Consider the following 19,164-nt stretch of genomic DNA (forward strand, 5'->3'; position numbering starts at 1 on the left):
CAGCCTGCGGCAGCTCCTACATGGGAATCGTATTTCACCTGTAGGAGCTGCCGCAGGCTGCGATCTTTTTTGATTTTGAGGTGAGCGTCGACCCTATGGATCGCTTCCAGGAAATGCACATCTTCACCACCGTCGCCCAAGAGCAAGGCTTCTCCGCGGCCGCTCGGCGTTTGGGCCTGTCCGCAGCTAGCGTCACCCGTGCGGTGGCAGCGCTTGAGTTGCGCATCGGTACGCAGTTGTTGATTCGGACCACGCGCAGTGTGCATTTGAGCGAAGCGGGGCAGCGTTATCTGGAGGATTGTCGACGGATTCTTGCCGAGGTGCAGGAGGCCGAGGATTCTGCGGCGGGCAGCCATGCTCAGCCGCGCGGGCAATTGACGGTGACGGCGCCAGTGTTGTTCGGTGATTTGTTTGTCACTCCGGTGATGGCGGGTTATCTCGCGCAGTATCCGGATGTCACGATTAACGCCGTACTGGTTGATCGGATCGTCAACATGGTTGAGGAGGGCATTGATGTGGCGGTGCGCATCGGTGACCTGCCGGACAGCAGTCAGCATGCGATTCGGGTGGGCGAGGTTCGCCGGGTTATTTGCGGTTCGCCGGCTTATTTCGCTCAGCACGGTCGACCGGTTCATCCTCATGCGCTGTCAGGTGTGCCAGTGGTCGCGACTTCTGCGATTGGTCAGCAACGCAGTTGGCCGTTTCTCGACGCAGGAGAGCCGCTCAGCGTGCGTCCCGAGCCGCGCCTGATCGTCACCGCCAATCAGGCTGCGATTACCGCCGCCAGCATGGGTCTGGGCATGACCCGCGTGTTGTCCTATCAAGTAGCGAGCAAGGTTGCGGCCGGCGAGCTGGAAATCGTCCTTGCTGAGTTCGAACTGCCGCCACTGCCGATCCATGTGGTGTATCAGGGCGGGCGCAAGGCGCCGGCGCGGATCCGCAGTTTTGTCGATTTCGCCGCCAAGGCATTGCGTGAACACCCGGCGCTGCAAAATGCTGCGTTGTTGCACGAGATGAAATAATCGATTGCGGTTGCTGGTGATTCTGTTCTTTTCGCAGTAAGGGGATGATGGCCTGCATCGGCGCTCTCACCCTCGCAGTGGCGCCCCTGTTCAGCGGAGTCGACCATGCAAGCGATCAAACTCTACAACTTCCCACGCTCTGGCCACGCTCATCGCGTCGAGTTGATGCTGTCCCTGCTGCAATTGCCCACCGAGCTGATCTTCGTCGACCTGGCGAAAGGTGAGCACAAACAGCCGGCGTATCTGGCGATCAACAGCTTTGGCCAGGTGCCGGCGATTGATGACGGCGGCGTGGTGCTGGCCGATTCCAACGCGATTCTGGTGTATCTGGCGCAAAAATACGGTCACGGTCGCTGGCTGCCTGCTGACCCGGTCGGCGCGGCGCGGGTGCAGCGCTGGTTATCCGCTGCCGCCGGGCCGATTGCGTTCGGGCCTGCTGCTGCACGGTTGGTCACGGTGTTTGGCGCACAACTGAATGCTGAAGAGGCGATCAGCCGTGCGCACAACCTGCTCAAGGTGATGGACGTTGAGTTGGGCAAGACTGCGTTTCTGGCCGGCGACGAACCGAGCATTGCCGACGTTTCCGCCTACAGTTATATCGCTCACGCACCCGAGGGCAACGTGTCGCTGGACGACTACGACAACGTGCGCGCCTGGCTGGCCCGGGTCGAAGCCTTGCCCGGTTTTGTCGGCATGCCGCGCACCGTCGCCGGTCTGCAAACCACCGCCTGATTTTCGCTATCCACACTGTGCCGTCGGCGCAGGGGAGAGGTCGTGATGGAACGTTCACCGTGGCACGCTGGCGAGCAACAGTTACAAGCCCATGTCGGCGTTGCCGAACGCATGGAAGCATTCGGGCGTAAGGTGATTCGCACCTGGATGCCGGACCAGCACCGCGAGTTCTATCAGCAATTGCCCTTCCTGCTGTACGGCGCCGTCGATGCACAGGGGCGCCCGTGGGCCAGCGTGCTCGAAGGTGCACCGGGGTTCGCGCATTCGCCGGATCCCGAGCACCTGCATTTCGCCAGTCAGGTCGCGGCTGATGATCCGGCGCAACTGCGCAACGGTGAGCCGATCGGTCTGCTCGGCATCGAATTGCACACCCGCCGGCGCAATCGCCTTAACGGCCATGTCGGCAATCTGAACGCTCAGGGTTTCGCCGTGAGCGTGGATCAGGCTTTCGGCAATTGCCCGCAATACATCCAGCTGCGTCAGTTCCAGCGCGTGCCGCTGACGGATCCGCAGACTCGCCCGGCTGAACATCTCAACGCGCTGGATGACGCGGCCACCGCGCTGATCGCGGGAGCCGATACGTTCTTCGTCGCCAGTTATGTCGATGTCGACGGTCAGCGTGCGGTGGATGTTTCCCACCGGGGCGGCCAGGCCGGTTTCGTACGCGTGGATGGCAATCGTCTGACCATCCCTGACTTCGCCGGCAACCTGCACTTCAACACTCTCGGCAATCTGCTGCTCAACCCCAAGGCTGGCTTGCTGTTCATCGACTTTTCCACAGGCGATTTGCTGCAACTCAGCGGGCGCACCGAGATCCTGCTCGACGACCCGCAGATCGAAGCGTTTCAGGGCGCTGAGCGTTTGTGGACGTTCGAGGTGGAAACACTGGTGCGGCGCCCGGCAGCATTGGCGTTGCGCTGGCGCTTCGACGGCATGTCGCCGACCAGTCTGTTGACCGGCAACTGGACCGAGGCGGCGGCGCGTTTGCAGGCGCAGGCACTGGGCAACCAATGGCGGCCGCTGCGCGTGGCGAAGATCGAGGCAGAAAGTCGCAGCATCCGCTCCATCTACCTGGAGCCCGCCGATGGCGCCGGTTTGCCGGTGTTTCTCGCTGGCCAGCATCTGCCGCTGCGTTTCACGATTGATGGCGAGGTACACATTCGCACTTACAGCCTTTCGAGCGCGCCATCGGACGGTTTCTACCGGATCAGCGTCAAGCGTGAAGGCCTGATTTCATCCCATCTGCATGAGCAGATCCGCGTCGGCGATGTGCTGGAAGCGCGGGCGCCGCAAGGGCATTTCACCGTGGCGCCGCTGGAGCACCGACCACTGGTGCTGCTGGCCGCCGGTGTGGGAATCACGCCGTTGCTGTCGATGCTGCGCGAGGTGGTGTACCAAGGCTTACGCACGCGCGGGATTCGTCCGACGTTATTGCTGCAGAGTTCGCGCAGTCTCGCGGATCAACCGTTTCGCAAGGAGCTGGACCGTTTGCTCGAAACTTCAGGCGACTCAGTCCGCGTCCTGCGTTTGCTCAGCCAACCGGAAGCCGATCTGCAGGAGGGCGAGGATTTTGATCTGCTGGGCCGAATTGACGGCACGGTGCTGAGGAATTTGCTGGAGGCCGAGGATTTTGATCAGCTCGACTTTGTGCTCTGCGGCCCCGGTGGTTTCACCCAGGGGCTGTACGACATCCTGCGCGAACTGGATGTGCGCGATGCGCAAATTCACGCGGAAACCTTTGGCCCGTCGACACTGAAACGTCAGGCCGACCCGGACGCCATCGTGATCGAACAACCGCCCGCCGCGACCACTTCGGTGCCGGTGGTGTTCGAGCGCTCGGCAAAAGAGGCGCGCTGGCAGCCCGATGGCGGCAGTCTGCTGGAGTTGGCGGAAAGCCGCGGATTGCGTCCGGAGTTCAGTTGCCGTGGCGGGTCATGTGGCACCTGCAAAACCCGTCTGGTCAGCGGCGCGGTGAATTATCCACAGCCCCCGGCGGACATCCCTGAAGCCGGCCACGTGCTGATCTGCTGCGCCGTCCCGGCACAGAGCCCCCACCCGCTGGTCTTGGACCTATAAACCGCCCCTCTGTAGGAGCTGCCGCAGGCTGCGATCTTTTGATCTTGGTGTCCTGAAAACAAGATCAAAAGATCGCAGCCTGCGGCAGCTCCTACAGGGCGATCCGGTTTCGAATCAGGCGTAGGACAGGGATTTTTCTTCCAGCAGTTCCTGATACAACTCCGTCCATTTGCGGCCCATGTCATCCGCTGTGAACAACTGCCGATAACGGGCTTCTGCTTTCACGCCCATCGCCGCGGCGCGCACCGGATCGTCCCACAAGGTACGCATCGCCTCGCGAAATGCCTGTGGATTACTGGGGGGCACAACCAAACCGGTCTCGTTGTGGATATTGATGTAGCTGGTGCCGGTGCCGATCTCGCTGGAAATCATCGGTTTGCCGTACATCGCCCCTTCGAGCAAGGAAATCCCGAACGCTTCCGAACGCAGGTGCGAAGGGAAGACGATGGCGTAGCTCAGTTGCAGCAGCGCGACCTTGTCTTCATCCCCCAGGCGCCCGAGGAAGTGAATGTTGCGCAGGCCCAACGCCTGCGCCTGCGCATGCAGTTCCAGCTCCAGCGGCCCGGCACCGACGATGACTACCGGGTAATCGACGTCTTTCAGTGCATCGAGCAGGATATGCAGGCCTTTGTAATAACGCATCACCCCGACGAACAGGAAAAACTTATCCCCAAGCTGCTGGCGCCAGCGATTCATGCGCTGCGCGTCAGGCTGTGGATAACCGGCCTTGTTCAAGCCGTAGGGAATGACCCGGGTCTTATCCTGGAACTGCTGCAACACATCGCTGGTGTGCAGGTAGTTCGGCGAAGCGGCGACGATACGGTCGGCGCTGGCGAGAAAGCGGTTCATCAGCGGCCGGTAGAGTTTGAGCAGGTGCTTCTGACGGATGATGTCCGAGTGGTAAGTGACCACGCTCGGTTTGTTCAGGGCGCTGGCGAAATGCACCAGGTCCATGAACGGCCACGGGAAGTGGTAGTTGATCACGTCGGCCTCGGCCGCCAGTTCGCGAAACTGTTTGAACACGCTCCAGGAAAACCCGGTGGAGGCGAATTGAATGTCGAGTCTGGCGCGGTGCACTTCGTGTTGGCCGAGTTGCACCACCGGCGGTGTCGGGTCGGCGCTGAGGGTCAGAACCTGACCGTCGATGCCGTGCTGGGCGCCGCTTTCGCAGAGTTGGAAGATCACTTGTTCGATGCCGCCGACCGAATCCGGCAGGTACGTTTTGAAAAAATGAAGAACTCGCATTCAACCTCCCATGGCCTGGTGGTAGGCACCGGCCGTGGCCCGTGCACAACGCTCCCAGGAAAAAAGCCGTGACTGCTGCAACCCGGCTTCTTGGCATGCCTGCCAATGCGCTTGATCATCGATCAGTCGGCTCAGCGCATCACGCAGGCCTTCTGCATCGTCAGCTTCAATATAGTTGCCCGCGGCGCCCGCGACTTCCGGCATGGCCGAAGACTGTGTGAGCACCACCGGTGTGCCGCTGGCCATGGCCTCCAGTACCGGCAGACCAAACCCCTCATACAGCGATGGAAAAATCAGCGCACGGGCCCCGGCCAGCAGCTGCGCCACCTGTTCATCGGGCAGATAACCAAGCAGGCACACATGCCCGCTGGCCAGTGCCTGGCGCAAAGGTTCGCTGAACTGATCGCGCTCCCAGCCGGCCATGCCGACGATCAGCAACGGATAACGCTGACGCACGGGCTCCGGCAACAGGGCATGGGCGCGCAGGGCGAGGCCAAGGTTCTTGCGCGGCTCCAGCGTGCCGACGCACAGAAAATACTCCCGCGCCGCCACCGCATGCGCCTTGAGGGCCGCGTCGATGGCGCTCGGCTCACGCGGGTGAAAACGCTCGGCGACGCCCAGTGGCGCCACCACGAAACGTTCACTGGGCAGGCCGAAATAGGCTTGCGCCTCGTCGGCAATCGCCTGCGAGTCGGTCAGGATCACTTGCGCCTGTTGCACCCCCAAGGCCAGCCGCCGCTCGATTTCCTTGAGCCGTGCCGGTGGCTGGGTCTCGGGGAAATGCAGGTGGGTCAGGTCGTGCAGGGTGATCACGGTCGGGCCGTCGAAGGCCAGCGGCCACAGGCTCGGTTCGTGATAGAGGTCGATGCCCTGCGCGCGGCCCTGATCGAAGCGTTTCTGCTCCAGCCAGCGGCGCGCCTGATAGGCCCCGGGAATTTGCCGCAACAGTGGCGTCAGGCGTGAGTAACCGGGCATGGCCGCTTCCGGCAGTGCCGAACTCCAGCCCCAGCCGTGGAACAACGTCACCTCGATATCGGGTTGATGGCGCAAGGCGCTGACCAGTTCGGCCACGTAATGGCCGATGCCGGTGCGCGGCGCCTGGAGAATGCGAGCGTTAAGAGCAATGCGCATGCTGACTCTCTATGGCAGGCTGCGCCGTGTTCAGGTTGCGCTCGATGCGCTCGACCAATTGCGCGCTTGCTTCGCGCCAGCTCAGCCAGCGCCAGTGTTCCAGGCTCAGCAGTGCCGGGAATGTCGGGTTGCGGTCCATGCCGATCACCAGATCCGTCAGGCGCTGTGGGTCAGCAAGGTCGAAATAAGCCATGTAGTCGCCGCCGATTTCACGGAACACCGGAATGTCGCTGCCCATCGCCGGCAATCCGCGTTGCATGGCCTCCACCAGCGGCAGGCCGAACCCTTCGACGTGCGACGGGAACACCAGCGCCGTGGCGTGCTCGTAGGCGTGTTCGAGGCTTTTGTCCGAGAGTGAATTGAACATGAACAGGCGTCGATTCAATTCGCGGTGTTGGCGGATGCGGTCGATCAGCGCCTCGCACTTCCAGCCGATTTTGCCGACGATGCACAACCTCGCGCGGGAGCCGTCAGCCCAGGCACGATCAAACGCATCCAGCAGGTAGGCATGGTTTTTCCGCGGTTCGATGGTGCTGACCATGAGGAACACCGGCTCCGGCGTTTCGAACAGTTGCAGCAAGCCGCGGTCGACAGCGGCATCGGCGTCGCTCAAGTCCAGCTCGGAGCCGAGATGGAAATAATCGAACCAGCGCTGCGCCACCTGCTGTGAGCCGATCCGGCGTTGCATCTCCTGGCGGACCTGATCGCGGATCGTGGTCGAGATCGCCACGTAGCCATCGGCGGTGCGCGCAATCCAGTCGAACCAGTCATTGAAGACCTTGACCAGCCCGGCGTCGCAAAACTGCGGATGGGTCAGCGGGATCAGGTCGTAAATCACCGAAATGATGCCGACCCCTTCGCGCTTGAGTTGCTCGGCGAGGGGGAAAAAGTTGGCGTGCCACGACGAGTCGAGCAGCACCAGTTGATCGCCGGGGCGATGCGCCAGCGGCACGCAACGTTCGGGGATGTGTTTGCCCTTGAGGGCGCGTCCCAGCAGGCGCATCGGTAAGCTGAAACAGGCAAGCGCGGTGAGCCGGCAGCCGACGTACAAAACCCGCCGGGCAAAGTGCGACTGGCTGAACGGGCGACGACGCTCGACGGCACGGTGGCGCAACCAGAAGGCGTTGGCCCATTGCTCCAGTTTTACCCGCAGGCCGATCAGGTCGAGCTTCAACGATTTCAGCGGCGCCAGGCTTTTAACCTCATACAAACCGCCATCGATCATCACCACCGGGATGCATTCAACGGTGTCGTCGGCTGCCGGCAGTTGCTGGATGACGTTGCGCACCACGCGCTGAATGCCCGAGTTGGCGGAGGGGTGTTCGAAAACGTACGTGCACTCCACCAACAATCGCGTCATCGCAAGGTCTCCGTGGCAGGCGTTTGCAGAAGTGTTTCGCTGGAGCGGGTGATTTCGGTTTGTGCCTCCAGCCACGAACAGCCGACGAAGTCTTCCTGGCGATTGTTGATCACATGGAACACCAGGCCGTAGTCGCGCCATTCGAAATTGCGGTCCAGGTGCGAGTCCAGGCGCGACAGGCTCAATGCCACTGAATAACTGCCCTTGCCCAGGCGCATGTCGAAGGCGAAGCGGAAGGTCACGCGCTCGCCGGCGCTCAGGTCGGTCACGGCTTTGTCGAGGCGATGGGTGTTGATGCCATAAATCGCCTGGCCGAGGCGATCCTTGATCATGAAACCGAGAATCAACCGTTCGATGTCCTGACGAATTTCCGTCTGCACTTCCAGCACCACCGGTTGACCGACTTCGGCCACTTCAAGGCTGCGGCCCTGCGCGTCGAGCAGGCGTACGCTGACAATCCCTGCTTCGCCGGTACCGGAAATGGTCCGTACCTGGCCGTTGGCGAGCATCTCCTGACGGACGATCTGGCCTTCGCGCTGGGCGAGCATGGCGTTGTAGTAATCCATCACTTCTTCAGGCTTGCCGCGCATGGCCAGGCGACCGTTTTCGAGGAGGATCGCGGTATCGCAGATCGACTGAATGGCGGAGCGGTCATGGGACACGATCAACAACGTGGTGCCGGCCTTGCGGAAGCTGCGGATGCGCTCGAAGCTTTTGTGCTGAAAGTAGGCGTCGCCCACCGACAGGGCTTCGTCGACGATGAGAATGTCCGGGCGTCGCGCAGTGGCGACGCTGAAGGCCAGGCGCATCTGCATGCCGCTGGAGTAGGTGCGTACGGGATGATCGATGGCGTCGCCGATTTCGGCAAAACCCTCGATCTGCGGCATCAACGCTTCGATTTCTTCAACCTGCATGCCGAGCAACTGGCCGGCCATGAAAGCGTTCTGCCGACCGGTAAAATCCGGGTGGAAACCCATGCCCAGTTCCAGCAGCGCCGCCACCCGGCCTTCCAGTTGAATCTGTCCACAGGTCGGTTGCGTGGTGCCGGTGATCATCTTCAGCAGGGTGCTTTTGCCCGCGCCGTTGACGCCAACGATGCCGACCGACTCACCGGGTTTGATCTCGAAATCGATGTCCTGCAGGACCCAGTGCAGGTGATGGCGCCTGGGGGAAAACGGCACCAGCCATTCGAGCAGACGGCTCCAGCGGTTCGGGTATTGTTTGTAGGCCTTGGCCAGGCCGCTGACGCGAATATGTCCCATCAGAGTTCGTCCACCATTTCACCGACACGCTGGCGAAACAGCCGCAGCGCCATGGCGCAGAGCAGCAGGCCGATGACCAGCAGCGGGGTCAGTGAGGACCAGACCGGCCATTGGTTGTAGAGGAAGACATTCTGGTAGCTGGTCATCAGGGCCGTCATCGGGTTGAGCCCGATCAAGTGCTGGATCCCCGGGGGCAGGATCGACAGCGGGTAAACGATCGGCGTCAGCCAGAACCAGAATTGCAGGCAGATGCCGAACATCTGCCCGACATCGCGAAAAAACACATTGAGAATACCCAGCAACATGCCCAGCCCGGCCGCAAAGATCACCTGCAGGATCAGCAACGGTATCAGCGCCAGCAAGGCCATGCCGGGCAAGCGCCCGCTGATCAGCAGGAACCCGAAGAACAGGCCCAGGATGATCGCGAAGTTGATGCCGGCATTTAGCAGCGCAATGACCGGCAGGCAGATGCGCGGGAAGCTGATTTTCTTCAGCAGGTTGGCGTTTTCCAGAAACATGCTCTGGCTGCGCGTGGTGATTTCAGCGAACAGGCCCCAGGTCAGCAGGCCGGCGCAGAGATAGACGCTGTAGGCCAGGCCATCGTCCACGCCCGGCAGGCGGGCGCGCATGATCTGGGAAAAGATCACCGTGTACACGATGATCATCGACAGTGGATTGAGTACCGTCCACAGGGCACCGAACAACGAGTTGCGATAGCGTGCTTGAAACTCTCGCTTGACGCTGCCGAGGATGAATCCACGGTAGCTGCGCAGCGAGCGATACAGGGAAAGCAGCATTCAATCCGTCCTGCCGTATTGGTCTTCGAAGCGAACGATGTCGTCCTCTCCCAGGTATTCGCCGCTTTGCACTTCGATGATCACCAGATCGATCACGCCGGGGTTTTCCAGGCGATGGCGATGACCGGCGGCAATGAACGTCGATTCATTCTTCGCCACCAGGTGGGTGCCGGAACCGTTGTTGGTAACCTTGGCCATGCCTTCGACCACCACCCAGTGTTCGTTGCGGTGATGGTGCATCTGCAGGGAGAGTTTGCCGCCGGGCTTGACCACGATGCGCTTGATCTTGAAGCGCGGGCCTTCCTCAAGCACGGTGTACGTCCCCCACGGACGGCTGACCGTGCGGTGCAGCCGATAGGCCTCGTGGGAGGTGTCCTTGAGTTGCTTGGCCACGCGCCGTACATCCTGCGCACGGTCGGCATGGGCCACCAGCACCGCGTCGGCGGTATCGATGACGATCAGGTTATCGACACCGACGGCGGCCACCAGCCGCCCTTCGCTCTGCACGAAGTTGTTGTGGCTGTCGATGAAGATCGCTTCGCCACTGGCGCGATTGTTGTCGGCATCGGCCGGCACCAGGGCGGCGACGGCGCCCCAGGAACCGATGTCGCTCCAGTCGAAACCGGCCGGCACCACGACGACTTTTTCCGAGCGCTCCATCAGCGCGTAGTCGATGGAAATGTCGGTGATTTCAGCGAACAGTGCCGGCGACAGTTCCTGTTGCAGGCAGCCAACGGTTTCGATCGGCGCGCTGGCGGCCATGCAGGCGCGGGTCTGCTCCAGCAACTCAGGCGCGTGCAATTGCAATTCGGCAATGACCGCCGCGGTGGTGAAGCAGAACATCCCCGAGTTCCACAGGAAGTTGCCGCTTTCCAGGTAATGCGTAGCGGTTTGCAGGTCGGGTTTCTCGACGAAACGCTGCACTTTGGCGGCGCCCCTGGCGTCCAGCGGTGCACCGGTCTCGATGTAGCCGAAGCCGGTTTCCGGCGCTGTTGGTGTGACGCCGAAGGTCACCAGGTAACCGTCCTTCGCCAGATTGACCGCGTGCTCGACGGCGGTTTTCAGCGCGTCCTGATTGACGATCAAATGGTCGGCCGGCATCACCACCATGATTGCCTCGTCGCCGTGCAACGCTTGCAGTGCCAGGGCGGCTGCGGCAATCGCCGGGGCGGTGTTGCGCCCGGTCGGCTCCAGCAGGAAGTGCCCGCGATGGCGCGACACGTGGGCGGCGCAATAGTGATCCTTGCTCTGGAAGTAGTACTCGCGGTTGGTCACCGTGACAATGTCGCCCCAGCCGTCCAGCAATGCGGCGGCACGCTGGTAGGTCTTGCCGAGCAGCGACTGGCCGTCGGGCAGGGTCATGAACGGCTTGGGATGGCCCTCACGGGACACCGGCCACAAACGGGTGCCGGCACCGCCGGACAGAATCACGGGGATCAGCATGGCCTACTCCTTGGCGACGCGTTTCATGTCCGCATCCATCATCATGCGGATCAAGGTATCCAGGTCGGTTTTCGGCTTCCAGCCCAGCACGCGCTGAGCCTTGGCCGGATTGCCGAGCAGCACTTCAACTTCGGCCGGACGGAAGAATGCCGGGTCGATCTTCACGTAATCGCGGTAGTTGAGGCCGACGTGATCGAAGGCGATGCGGCACATTTCGCGCACCGTGGTGGTGACGCCGGTGGCGACCACGAAATCGTCAGGCTTGTCCTGTTGCAGCATCAGCCACATGGCTTCGACGTAGTCGCCGGCGAAACCCCAGTCGCGTTTCGCGTCGATGTTGCCCAGCGCCAGCTCCTGCTGTTTGCCTTGCTTGATGCGAGCGGCGGCGTCGGTGACTTTGCGGGTGACGAACTCGATGCCGCGCAGTGGCGATTCATGGTTGAAGAGGATGCCGCTGCTGGCGTGCAGATTGAAGCTTTCACGGTAGTTGACGGTGATCCAGTGGCCGTACAGCTTGGCCACGCCGTAAGGGCTGCGCGGGTAGAACGGCGTGTTCTCGTCCTGCTGTTCGGCCTGGATCAGGCCGAACATTTCGCTGGTCGAGGCCTGATAAAAGCGGGTGTGCGGGCTGAACTGGCGGATCGCTTCGAGCACGTGGGTGACGCCCAGGCCATCGACGATGCCGGTGGTCACCGGCTGATTCCACGAGGCGGCGACAAAGCTCTGCGCGGCGAGGTTATAAATTTCGTCCGGCGCCGATTGAATGACCGCACGCTGTACCGAGCAGGCATCGGCCATGTCACCGTCCAGATAGACAATGTCGGCTTCGACGCCCAGCTCGCGCAGGCGCCAGCGCGAATCGCTGCTGCGCCGTGCGACGAGGCCGTGAACCTTGTAGCCCTTGTCGAGCAACAGCTTGGCCAGATACGCGCCGTCCTGGCCGGTGATCCCTGTGATCAGTGCACTTTTTGTCATTCTTGGCTTACTCGCGTCTCCCAGTCGGACAGGATCGCCCGCAGGGATTGTTGTGTAGTGATTTCAGGCGTCCATCCTGTGGTCTGGGTCAGCCTGGCATGGCTGCCGCAAACGCGACGCTGATCGGCGCGCCGCATGCGCGCCGGGTCCTGAACCAGTTGCAGCTCGACCTCGGCCAGATCACCGAGCTGCTCGATCAGGCTGCGGATGCTCTGTTCACGGCCCGAGCAGATGTTGTAGACCTGCCCCGGTGTGCCTTTTTCCAGCAGCGCGAAGTAGGCCGAGATCACATCGCCGACATCGAGAAAATCCCGTGTCACGTCGATATCGCCGACTTCCAGCTGCGGTGCCTGCAGGCCTTGTTTGATGCGATTGATCTGGCGGGCGGCACTGGCAATCACAAAGCTTGGGTTTTGACCGCTGCCGATGTGATTGAACGGCCGCGCGACCAGTACCGGCCAGGCTTCGCTCAGGCCCCATTGCAGGCTGAGGAATTCCGCCGAGAGTTTGCTCACGGCGTAGGGGTTGCGCGGGCAGGGCGGTTGTTGCTCGGTGATCGGCAGGTGGTTTTCGCCGACTTGGCCATAGACGTCACCGGAGCTCACATACAGGAATGTGCCGGCAAAGCCGCGCGCCTTGAGGGCTTGCAACAGGTTGAGGGTACCGAGCAGGTTGATTTCGAGGGTGCGCGCCGGATCGCGGAAGGCTTCGGGGACGAAGGTCTGGCCGGCCAGATGAATGACGGCATCCGGCAGTTGCGGCCAAAGGTCGGTGAGGCTGTGCGGATCGGTGAGGTCGTAGGGCGCAGCGGCAGGCAGCAGCTCCCACGACGAATCCGCCAACGCCAGACGCGACTGAATATGTTGTCCCACGAATCCACTGAGACCCGTGACGAACAGACGCTTTTTCAAACAGCGACCCCTTGGTCTTGAACTTGCGCCACTTTCCCACAGGCTTTGGGGGAAGGTCTTACAGACCGAAAGAAAAACCGGCTAAAAGACGGGCGAAGTCAGTTGTTGTAGTTGTTTGTTAACAATCTGTGCCAATTGCTCGGCAATTTCAACAGGCCAAACCGTGACTGGTCAGTTCTCGTCAGCGTAGCCAAATTTATTCTCGCCGGGCGGTTCACGGATCCTTGATGGATGTGTTTAGAATGCCCTTCGCCGCCATCCTTCAAAGTTCGCCGGAAGGGTTGCGAGCCGGAGTGAAACCGACCACTAAAACAAGAACGAAGACGTACTCCATGACGACGGACGATTGCCGGTAATACCGACTCGATCCGACGCTTGGCCGTCATAGCATGAGACTGCCGGGATGGTGGTTTCATCGTGGGATGCCATGAATTTCATTCTTTACTCGGACGTCAACGACCGCTCCATCAGCCAGAGTCTCGGGCGTCCCGAATACAGTTACTACTTCGTACTCAAGGCCTATCGCCCGGTGCTGGAAAGCCTTGGGCGAGTCCACGTGGTGGCGTCGGCGTCTGAAGTCGATCCGCTGTATCGGCAGTTGCAGGAGGCCGGTCAGGACTGTCTCTTTCTGTCGTTCTCGCCGCCGCACAAGACCCCGACCGACCTGCAATGCCCAACGGTGTGCGTGATTGCGTGGGAGTACGATTCGATCCCGTCCGAGTGCCACGACGATGATCCGCGCCAGGACTGGAGCCAGACCCTGGCGCGTCATGGTCGGGTCATCACGTTGTCCAGCCACACGGCCGCAGCGATTCGCCGCACGATGGGTGAAGACTTCCCTGTGCTGGTCCTGCCGACACCGTTGTGGGAGGGCTTTGCCGGTGTACGTCAGCACTACCCGGCCGCCGCTTCGAGCGCGGGGGCGACGTTGCAGATCAAGGGCTGCATCATCGACAGCCGGGCATTGGGGTTGTCTGCTGATGGCCTGATCGCGCCGATTCACAGTGAACAGGAGCTGGAAGTGCGCGGTCTGGCTGAACCGGTTGCCGAGCCCGCGACAGCACCGGCGTTGACCTTGCGGCGTCGGGCATTCATCACCAAACATTACCTGCGTGAGGGCTATCGCGGCCTCACGAGCCCGTCCGAGCATGGGCCGCTGTTTTTGCTCAAACACCATGCGCTGCTGTGGTACCGCGAAGCGGTCAGCGACCTGCTGCCCGCCGCGCTGCGCGAGAAAATCGCCGCACGGCGTGCCTCCTCTGCTGCCTCCTTGCCGCTGGCGACCAGCGTCACGGAGGCCCTTGAACAGGCCGAACACCCGCAAGCCGTGCTGCCCGATACCCAGGAACAGGTGCAGATCGACGTCAGTGGCGTGGTCTACGTCAGCGTGTTCAATCCCGAGGACGGGCGCAAGAACTGGCATCACCTGATCACCGCGTTCTGCTGGGCCATGCGCGATGCCGAAGATGCGACGCTGGTGCTGAAAATCACCCAGAACGACCTGTCGAGCTACTACGTTCACCTGATCACGCTGCTCTCGCAACTCTCACCGTTTGCCTGTCGTGTGGTGGTCATGCACGGCTATCTGGAAGATGAAGAATTCGCCCGGTTGTATGGCGCGGCGAGTTTCTACGTCAACGCCTCGCGCTGCGAAGGCTTGTGCCTGCCGTTGATGGAATTCATGTCGTGCGCACGGCCGGTGATTGCGCCGAATCACACGGCGATGGGCGATTACATCGACGAACACGTCGGCTTCATCGTCAAGTCGAGCCGCGAGCCGACGATCTGGCCGGAAGACGTGCGCATCCTCTATCGCACCCTGCGCCATCGCCCCGACTGGGGATCGTTGAAAGCCGCTTATGAGGACAGCTACGCGATGGCCAAGAACCAGCCTCAAGCCTATCTGGCCATGGCCGCCGCCGCTGAGCAACGCATGCACGATTACTGCAGCTTTGCCCCGGTGCAGCAGCGCCTGGCGCAATTTCTCGGGTTGACGCCGATGCGTACCACAGCGCCACAGGCAGCCGAAGCGGGGACCGCCGCATGCTGATCATCATTCATTCGGAAACCAACAAGAGCAATATCCAGCAAAACCTCGGGCGGCCCGAGTACAGCTATTACTTTGTGCTCAAGGAATTTCGCCCGGTACTGGAGCGCATCGGTCAGGTGATAGAAGTCAGTCACCCGGACGAGTTGGTTGATCGTCTGTATTTCGACTGCCAGAGCCGGGGCGAGGCGTGTGTGTACCTGTCGTTCTCGCCGCCTCATCGCACACCGACGCATTACGCCTGTCCGACCATCCCGGTATTCGCCTGGGAGTTCAGCACCATCCCGACCGAAAGCTGGCAAGGTGAACCGCGCCACGATTGGCGCGTGGTGTTGGCGGCCAGCGGCAGGGCGATCACTCATTCGACGTTCACCGTCAACGCTGTGCGTGCGGTGATGGGCGAGGATTATCCGATCTGTGCCATCCCGGCCCCGGTGTGGGATCGCTTCGCCGCACGCGGTGAACACCTGAGCAAATCCCCGGTGGTCGAGGCCGTGCAGCTGAACCTGCGCGGCCTGTTGATCGACAGTCGCACGACCGACCTGCGCGCCTACGGCCCGGCCGAATTGCGCGAGGGCATTCCCCTCTCGTTCAGTGGTCCGCCGCAGGATTGCACGTTGCAACTCGACGGCGTGGTCTACACCTCGGTGTTCAACCCCTACGATGGGCGCAAGAACTGGCAGGACATGATCAGCGCGTTCTGCACCACGTTCCGCGATACGGCGGACGCGACGCTGGTGCTGAAGCTGACGCACCATGACATCGCCAATGCGTTGAACGACATGCTCCATCACCTCTACAAAAACCAGGCGTATCAGTGCCGGATCGTGCTCATCCACGGGTATCTGGCCGACCCTGATTACGAACGCCTGGTGGAGGCCACGAGTTACGTGGTCAACAGTTCCTACGGTGAAGGGCAGTGCCTGCCGCTGATGGAATTCATGTCGTGCGGCAAACCGGCGATTGCCCCGCTGAACACGGCGATGGCCGACTACATCGACCGCGACTGTGCATTCATTGTCGACTTCACCGAAGAACTCACGGCCTGGCCCCATGACCCACGAGCGGCCTACCGCACTCTGCGCTACATGACCGACTGGGATTCCTTGTGTGCGGCGTATCGCGCCAGTTATGCGGTGGCGAAAAACGATGTCGAGCGCTATGCCGCCATGTCCGCGCGGGCAGTGCGTAACCTCGAACGGTTTTGCAGCCAGGCCAGCACCGAGCAGCGTCTGCGGGCGTTTTTCGAAGCGCACCTGGAGCCAGCCAAGACGCTGACTGTGCAAGCGTCGACCGCATGATTCGTCGTCTGCTCGCCCGGTGGTTTGCGCCCCCTCTGCCGACGCCTCTGCCGGCCCCGGAGCCGCCCGCGACGGTGTCGCCGCGCATGGTCGGCCTGCACGATGCGGTGCTCGACGGCTGGTTCTTGAATGCCACCGGCGAATTGCTCAGGGGCTTTGCCATTACGGCTGACGACACCCTGCTCGACGTCGGTTGCGGTGAGGGGGTGGCGACGTTGTTCGCCGTGCGTCAGGGCGCCTCGGTGATCTTCACCGACAGCGAATACGACAAGGTGCGCGAGCTCGCCCGGCAAGTCGAGGCGCAAAGCCAGCAGGCGAATCTCGGGCTGGTCAGCAACAGCCTGCCGTTGCCACTGGCCGCCGGTTGCGCCAGCAAAGTGGTGTGCATGGAAGTGCTCGAGCACATCACCGAGCCTGAACCGTTCATGGCTGAACTGGTGCGCATGGGCCGCCCCGGTGCGCAGTACCTGCTCAGCGTGCCGGCGCCCATGGGCGAGCATTTGCAGAAAGGCATCGCCCCCGATAGTTATTACCAGGCCCCTAACCATGTGCAGATCTTCACCCCCGAGCGCTTCGCCGCGTTGGTCGAAGACGCCGGGCTGGTGATCGAGCACCGTCAGGCCAGCGGGTTTTTCTGGGTGATGGGCATGATTTTTTTCTGGGCCAGTGAGCGTGCGGCCGGGCGTGATCCGGGCGGCGCGGTGCGCGACCGCATCCAGGCGCCGTATCCACCCTTGATGGAGAGTTGGGCGCGCACCTGGCAAGACTTGCTCACGCAACCCGAGGGCCTGGCCATCAAGCAGACGCTCGACCGCTTCATGCCCAAGAGCCAAGTGATCATCGCCCGCAAACCGCTGGCCACCGGAGACACGCCATGAACGGCAAACGAATCATGGACATCGAAGTCCTGCGCGCCATCGCGGTACTCGGTGTGTTGTTTCATCACCTGCAGGGCAGCCTGTTCACCGATCCGGTGCCGCTGCTGGAAAAAATCCATGCCTGGGCGCAGCCGTGGTGGGGCGTCGATCTGTTTTTCGCGATTTCCGGTTTCGTCATTGCGCGCAGCCTGATTCCGGCGCTGCAAGGCTGCACCAGCCGCCAGCAATACTGGGCGCAGACGCGCAATTTCTGGCTGCGCCGGGTGTTTCGCTTATTGCCGTCGGCCTGGTTATGGCTGGCGCTGATTCTGCTGGCGTGCGTGTTTTTCAATCGCTCCGGAGCGTTCGGAACATTGGCCGCGAACTGGCAGGCGACGTTGGCCGGGGTCCTGCAATACGCCAACTTCCGCTTTGCCGACAGCTTCTTTCATTACGAGTACGGCAGCAGTTTTGTCTACTGGAGCCTGGCGCTGGAGGAGCAGTTCTATCTGTTGTTCCCGCTGCTGATCGTGCTGTGCCGCAAGCACTTGGTGTGGGTGTTGCTGGCGCTGGTCGCGGTGCAGATCTACACCTTGCGCACGCCGTTGCTGATGGTCGTGCGCACCGATGCGCTGGCACTCGGTGTGCTGTTGGCGATGTGGAGCGCGCAGCCGAGTTATCAGCGCTGGCAGCCGACCTTTCTGCGTCGACCGTGGGCCGGCATCGCGGCGCTGATCGGAATCGGCGCGCTGTTGAGCTTCATGGCCACCGACCGCTTTACCTTCACCAATTACCGCATCGGCTCGATCGCCGTGCTGTGCGCCGTGCTGGTATGGATTGCTTCCTACAACCGTGATTACCTGATGCCGGCCGGCGTGGTCCAGCGTTTGTTGGCGTGGGTCGGCAGTCGTTCCTATGGCATTTATCTGATCCACATTCCCGCTTATCTCACCGTGCGTGAAGTGATTTTCCGCTTGCAGAGCGCCGGCCTGCCGAGCCCGGCCGGGCACCCGATCCTCACGCTGGTGATGGCCGGCGGCCTGATCGTGCTGCTCAGCGAGCTTAATTACCGCCTGATCGAAATGCCCCTGCGCAATCGCGGAGCTGCGTTGGTCAAGCGCCTTGGCACCACCCCAACCGCCGTCCCATCCCCTGGAGCCACCTCATGCTGAGACTGTTGAAGAAACTCACGGCGGCGACGCCCGTGCCGGCGCCGGCAGAACCCGTTGCCCCGGTCGTCGGCAAGGTCGATCCGTACATGCTCGGCCTCTACGATGCCAAGCTCAGCGGCTGGTTCAACCAGGAGACCAACGAGTTGTTCAAAGGCTTTGTGGTGTCGGCCGATGACACCTTGCTCGACGTCGGCTGCGGCGATGGCGGTAACGTGCATTTCTGCGGCATGCGCGGGGCGAAGATCATCATTGCCGACATCGACGGCGCCAAGGTCGAGGCGACCCGCCTGCGCCTGGGCGATACCCCGGCGCGTGACGTCGAATGCCACGTCACCGACTGCAATCCGTTGCCGATTGCCGACGCTACCGCCACGCGCGTGGTGTCCACGGAAGTGCTCGAACACGTCGACGATCCCGCGCAGTTTCTCGCGGAACTGGTGCGTGTCGGCAAACCGGGCGCGTTGTACCTGCTGAGCGTGCCGCACCCAAGCTCCGAAGACCTGCAGAAAGACATCGCCGCGCCCGAGTATTTCCAGAAGCCCAACCACATTCGCGTCATCAGCGAAGAGCAGTTCAAGGCGATGGTCAGCGAGGCGGGGCTGGAGATCATCAGCCACAGCCAGTACGGTTTTTACTGGTCGTTGTGGATGCTGTTGTTCTGGGAAGCCAAGGTCGATTTCAGCAACCCGGATCATCCGCTGCTCAATCATTGGGCCGAGACCTGGCAAGCGGTGCTCGATTCGCCGCGTGGCGCGCAGATCAAGCAGGCGCTGGACGCGGTGGTGGCGAAAAGTCAGGTGATCATCGCGCGCAAGCCTTGAGTTCCGAGTGCC

Annotated in this window: 16 protein-coding genes; 8 read left to right on the top strand and 8 right to left on the bottom strand. The window is 61.8% G+C overall.

The window, feature by feature from the left end; all coding sequences use genetic code 11:
• Positions 1-95 precede the first annotated feature (95 nt).
• From ACZZ0B_RS26425 to ACZZ0B_RS26435, 3 genes are all read left to right on the top strand, one after another.
• Entirely contained in the window at positions 96-1,022 is a 927-nt protein-coding gene (locus ACZZ0B_RS26425; RefSeq protein ID WP_463546977.1) for a LysR family transcriptional regulator, read from the top strand.
• 105 nt (positions 1,023-1,127) lie between these two features.
• Complete coding sequence (locus ACZZ0B_RS26430; protein ID WP_440096038.1) at positions 1,128-1,754, top strand: glutathione S-transferase family protein; 627 nt, start codon at positions 1,128-1,130, stop codon at positions 1,752-1,754.
• Positions 1,755-1,799: 45 nt separating this feature from the next.
• On the top strand, positions 1,800-3,830 hold the full coding sequence (locus ACZZ0B_RS26435; RefSeq protein WP_463546592.1) for a 2Fe-2S iron-sulfur cluster-binding protein: 2,031 nt from the start codon (positions 1,800-1,802) through the stop codon (positions 3,828-3,830).
• Between the two features lie 114 nt (positions 3,831-3,944).
• Here ACZZ0B_RS26435 and ACZZ0B_RS26440 read toward each other — a convergent pair whose 3' ends face one another.
• Genes ACZZ0B_RS26440 through ACZZ0B_RS26475 form a run of 8 tightly spaced genes read right to left on the bottom strand, consistent with a single transcriptional unit; the run spans position 3,945 to position 12,954 of the window.
• Positions 3,945-5,075, bottom strand: coding sequence for a glycosyltransferase family 4 protein (locus tag ACZZ0B_RS26440; RefSeq protein ID WP_463546593.1), 1,131 nt, complete (start codon positions 5,073-5,075; stop codon positions 3,945-3,947).
• Positions 5,076-6,206 (bottom strand): glycosyltransferase family 4 protein, encoded by a 1,131-nt coding sequence (locus tag ACZZ0B_RS26445; RefSeq protein WP_463546594.1) that lies wholly within the window; start codon positions 6,204-6,206, stop codon positions 5,076-5,078. It lies immediately after the preceding gene.
• Entirely contained in the window at positions 6,190-7,566 is a 1,377-nt protein-coding gene (locus ACZZ0B_RS26450; RefSeq protein ID WP_463546595.1) for a glycosyltransferase family 4 protein, read from the bottom strand. Before ACZZ0B_RS26450 ends, ACZZ0B_RS26445 begins: the two co-directional genes overlap by 17 nt.
• A complete protein-coding gene (locus ACZZ0B_RS26455; protein ID WP_463546596.1) occupies positions 7,563-8,828 on the bottom strand; it encodes an ABC transporter ATP-binding protein in 1,266 nt (421 codons plus the stop codon). Before ACZZ0B_RS26455 ends, ACZZ0B_RS26450 begins: the two co-directional genes overlap by 4 nt.
• Entirely contained in the window at positions 8,828-9,625 is a 798-nt protein-coding gene (locus ACZZ0B_RS26460; RefSeq protein ID WP_158830546.1) for an ABC transporter permease, read from the bottom strand. Before ACZZ0B_RS26460 ends, ACZZ0B_RS26455 begins: the two co-directional genes overlap by 1 nt.
• Positions 9,626-11,068 carry a mannose-1-phosphate guanylyltransferase/mannose-6-phosphate isomerase gene (locus ACZZ0B_RS26465; RefSeq protein ID WP_463546597.1) on the bottom strand — a complete coding sequence of 481 codons (1,443 nt, stop codon included), beginning with the start codon at positions 11,066-11,068 and terminating at the stop codon, positions 9,626-9,628.
• Between the two features lie 3 nt (positions 11,069-11,071).
• The gene (gene gmd, locus ACZZ0B_RS26470) at positions 11,072-12,043 is read right to left on the bottom strand and encodes a GDP-mannose 4,6-dehydratase (protein WP_008078910.1); all 972 of its coding nucleotides are present in this window, start codon (positions 12,041-12,043) and stop codon (positions 11,072-11,074) included.
• Entirely contained in the window at positions 12,040-12,954 is a 915-nt protein-coding gene (locus ACZZ0B_RS26475; RefSeq protein WP_463546598.1) for a GDP-mannose 4,6-dehydratase, read from the bottom strand. The genes gmd and ACZZ0B_RS26475 overlap by 4 nt, the downstream gene beginning before the upstream one ends.
• 427 nt (positions 12,955-13,381) lie before the next feature.
• Here ACZZ0B_RS26475 and ACZZ0B_RS26480 point away from each other — a divergent pair, with 427 nt between their 5' ends.
• Genes ACZZ0B_RS26480 through ACZZ0B_RS26500 form a run of 5 tightly spaced genes read left to right on the top strand, consistent with a single transcriptional unit; the run spans position 13,382 to position 19,152 of the window.
• The gene (locus ACZZ0B_RS26480; RefSeq protein WP_463546599.1) at positions 13,382-15,004 is read left to right on the top strand and encodes a glycosyltransferase; all 1,623 of its coding nucleotides are present in this window, start codon (positions 13,382-13,384) and stop codon (positions 15,002-15,004) included.
• Positions 14,998-16,302: a glycosyltransferase gene (locus tag ACZZ0B_RS26485; protein ID WP_463546600.1), complete on the top strand. Its 1,305-nt coding sequence runs from the start codon at positions 14,998-15,000 to the stop codon at positions 16,300-16,302. Before ACZZ0B_RS26480 ends, ACZZ0B_RS26485 begins: the two co-directional genes overlap by 7 nt.
• Entirely contained in the window at positions 16,299-17,180 is an 882-nt protein-coding gene (locus ACZZ0B_RS26490) for a class I SAM-dependent methyltransferase (RefSeq protein ID WP_463546601.1), read from the top strand. Before ACZZ0B_RS26485 ends, ACZZ0B_RS26490 begins: the two co-directional genes overlap by 4 nt.
• Positions 17,177-18,331, top strand: a complete 1,155-nt coding sequence (locus ACZZ0B_RS26495) for an acyltransferase family protein (protein WP_463546602.1) — start codon at positions 17,177-17,179, stop codon at positions 18,329-18,331. The genes ACZZ0B_RS26490 and ACZZ0B_RS26495 overlap by 4 nt, the downstream gene beginning before the upstream one ends.
• Positions 18,325-19,152, top strand: coding sequence for a class I SAM-dependent methyltransferase (locus tag ACZZ0B_RS26500; RefSeq protein ID WP_008078903.1), 828 nt, complete (start codon positions 18,325-18,327; stop codon positions 19,150-19,152). Before ACZZ0B_RS26495 ends, ACZZ0B_RS26500 begins: the two co-directional genes overlap by 7 nt.
• The last annotated feature ends 12 nt before the right edge of the window (positions 19,153-19,164 follow it).

The organism is Pseudomonas sp. AC247, assembly GCF_979258015.1.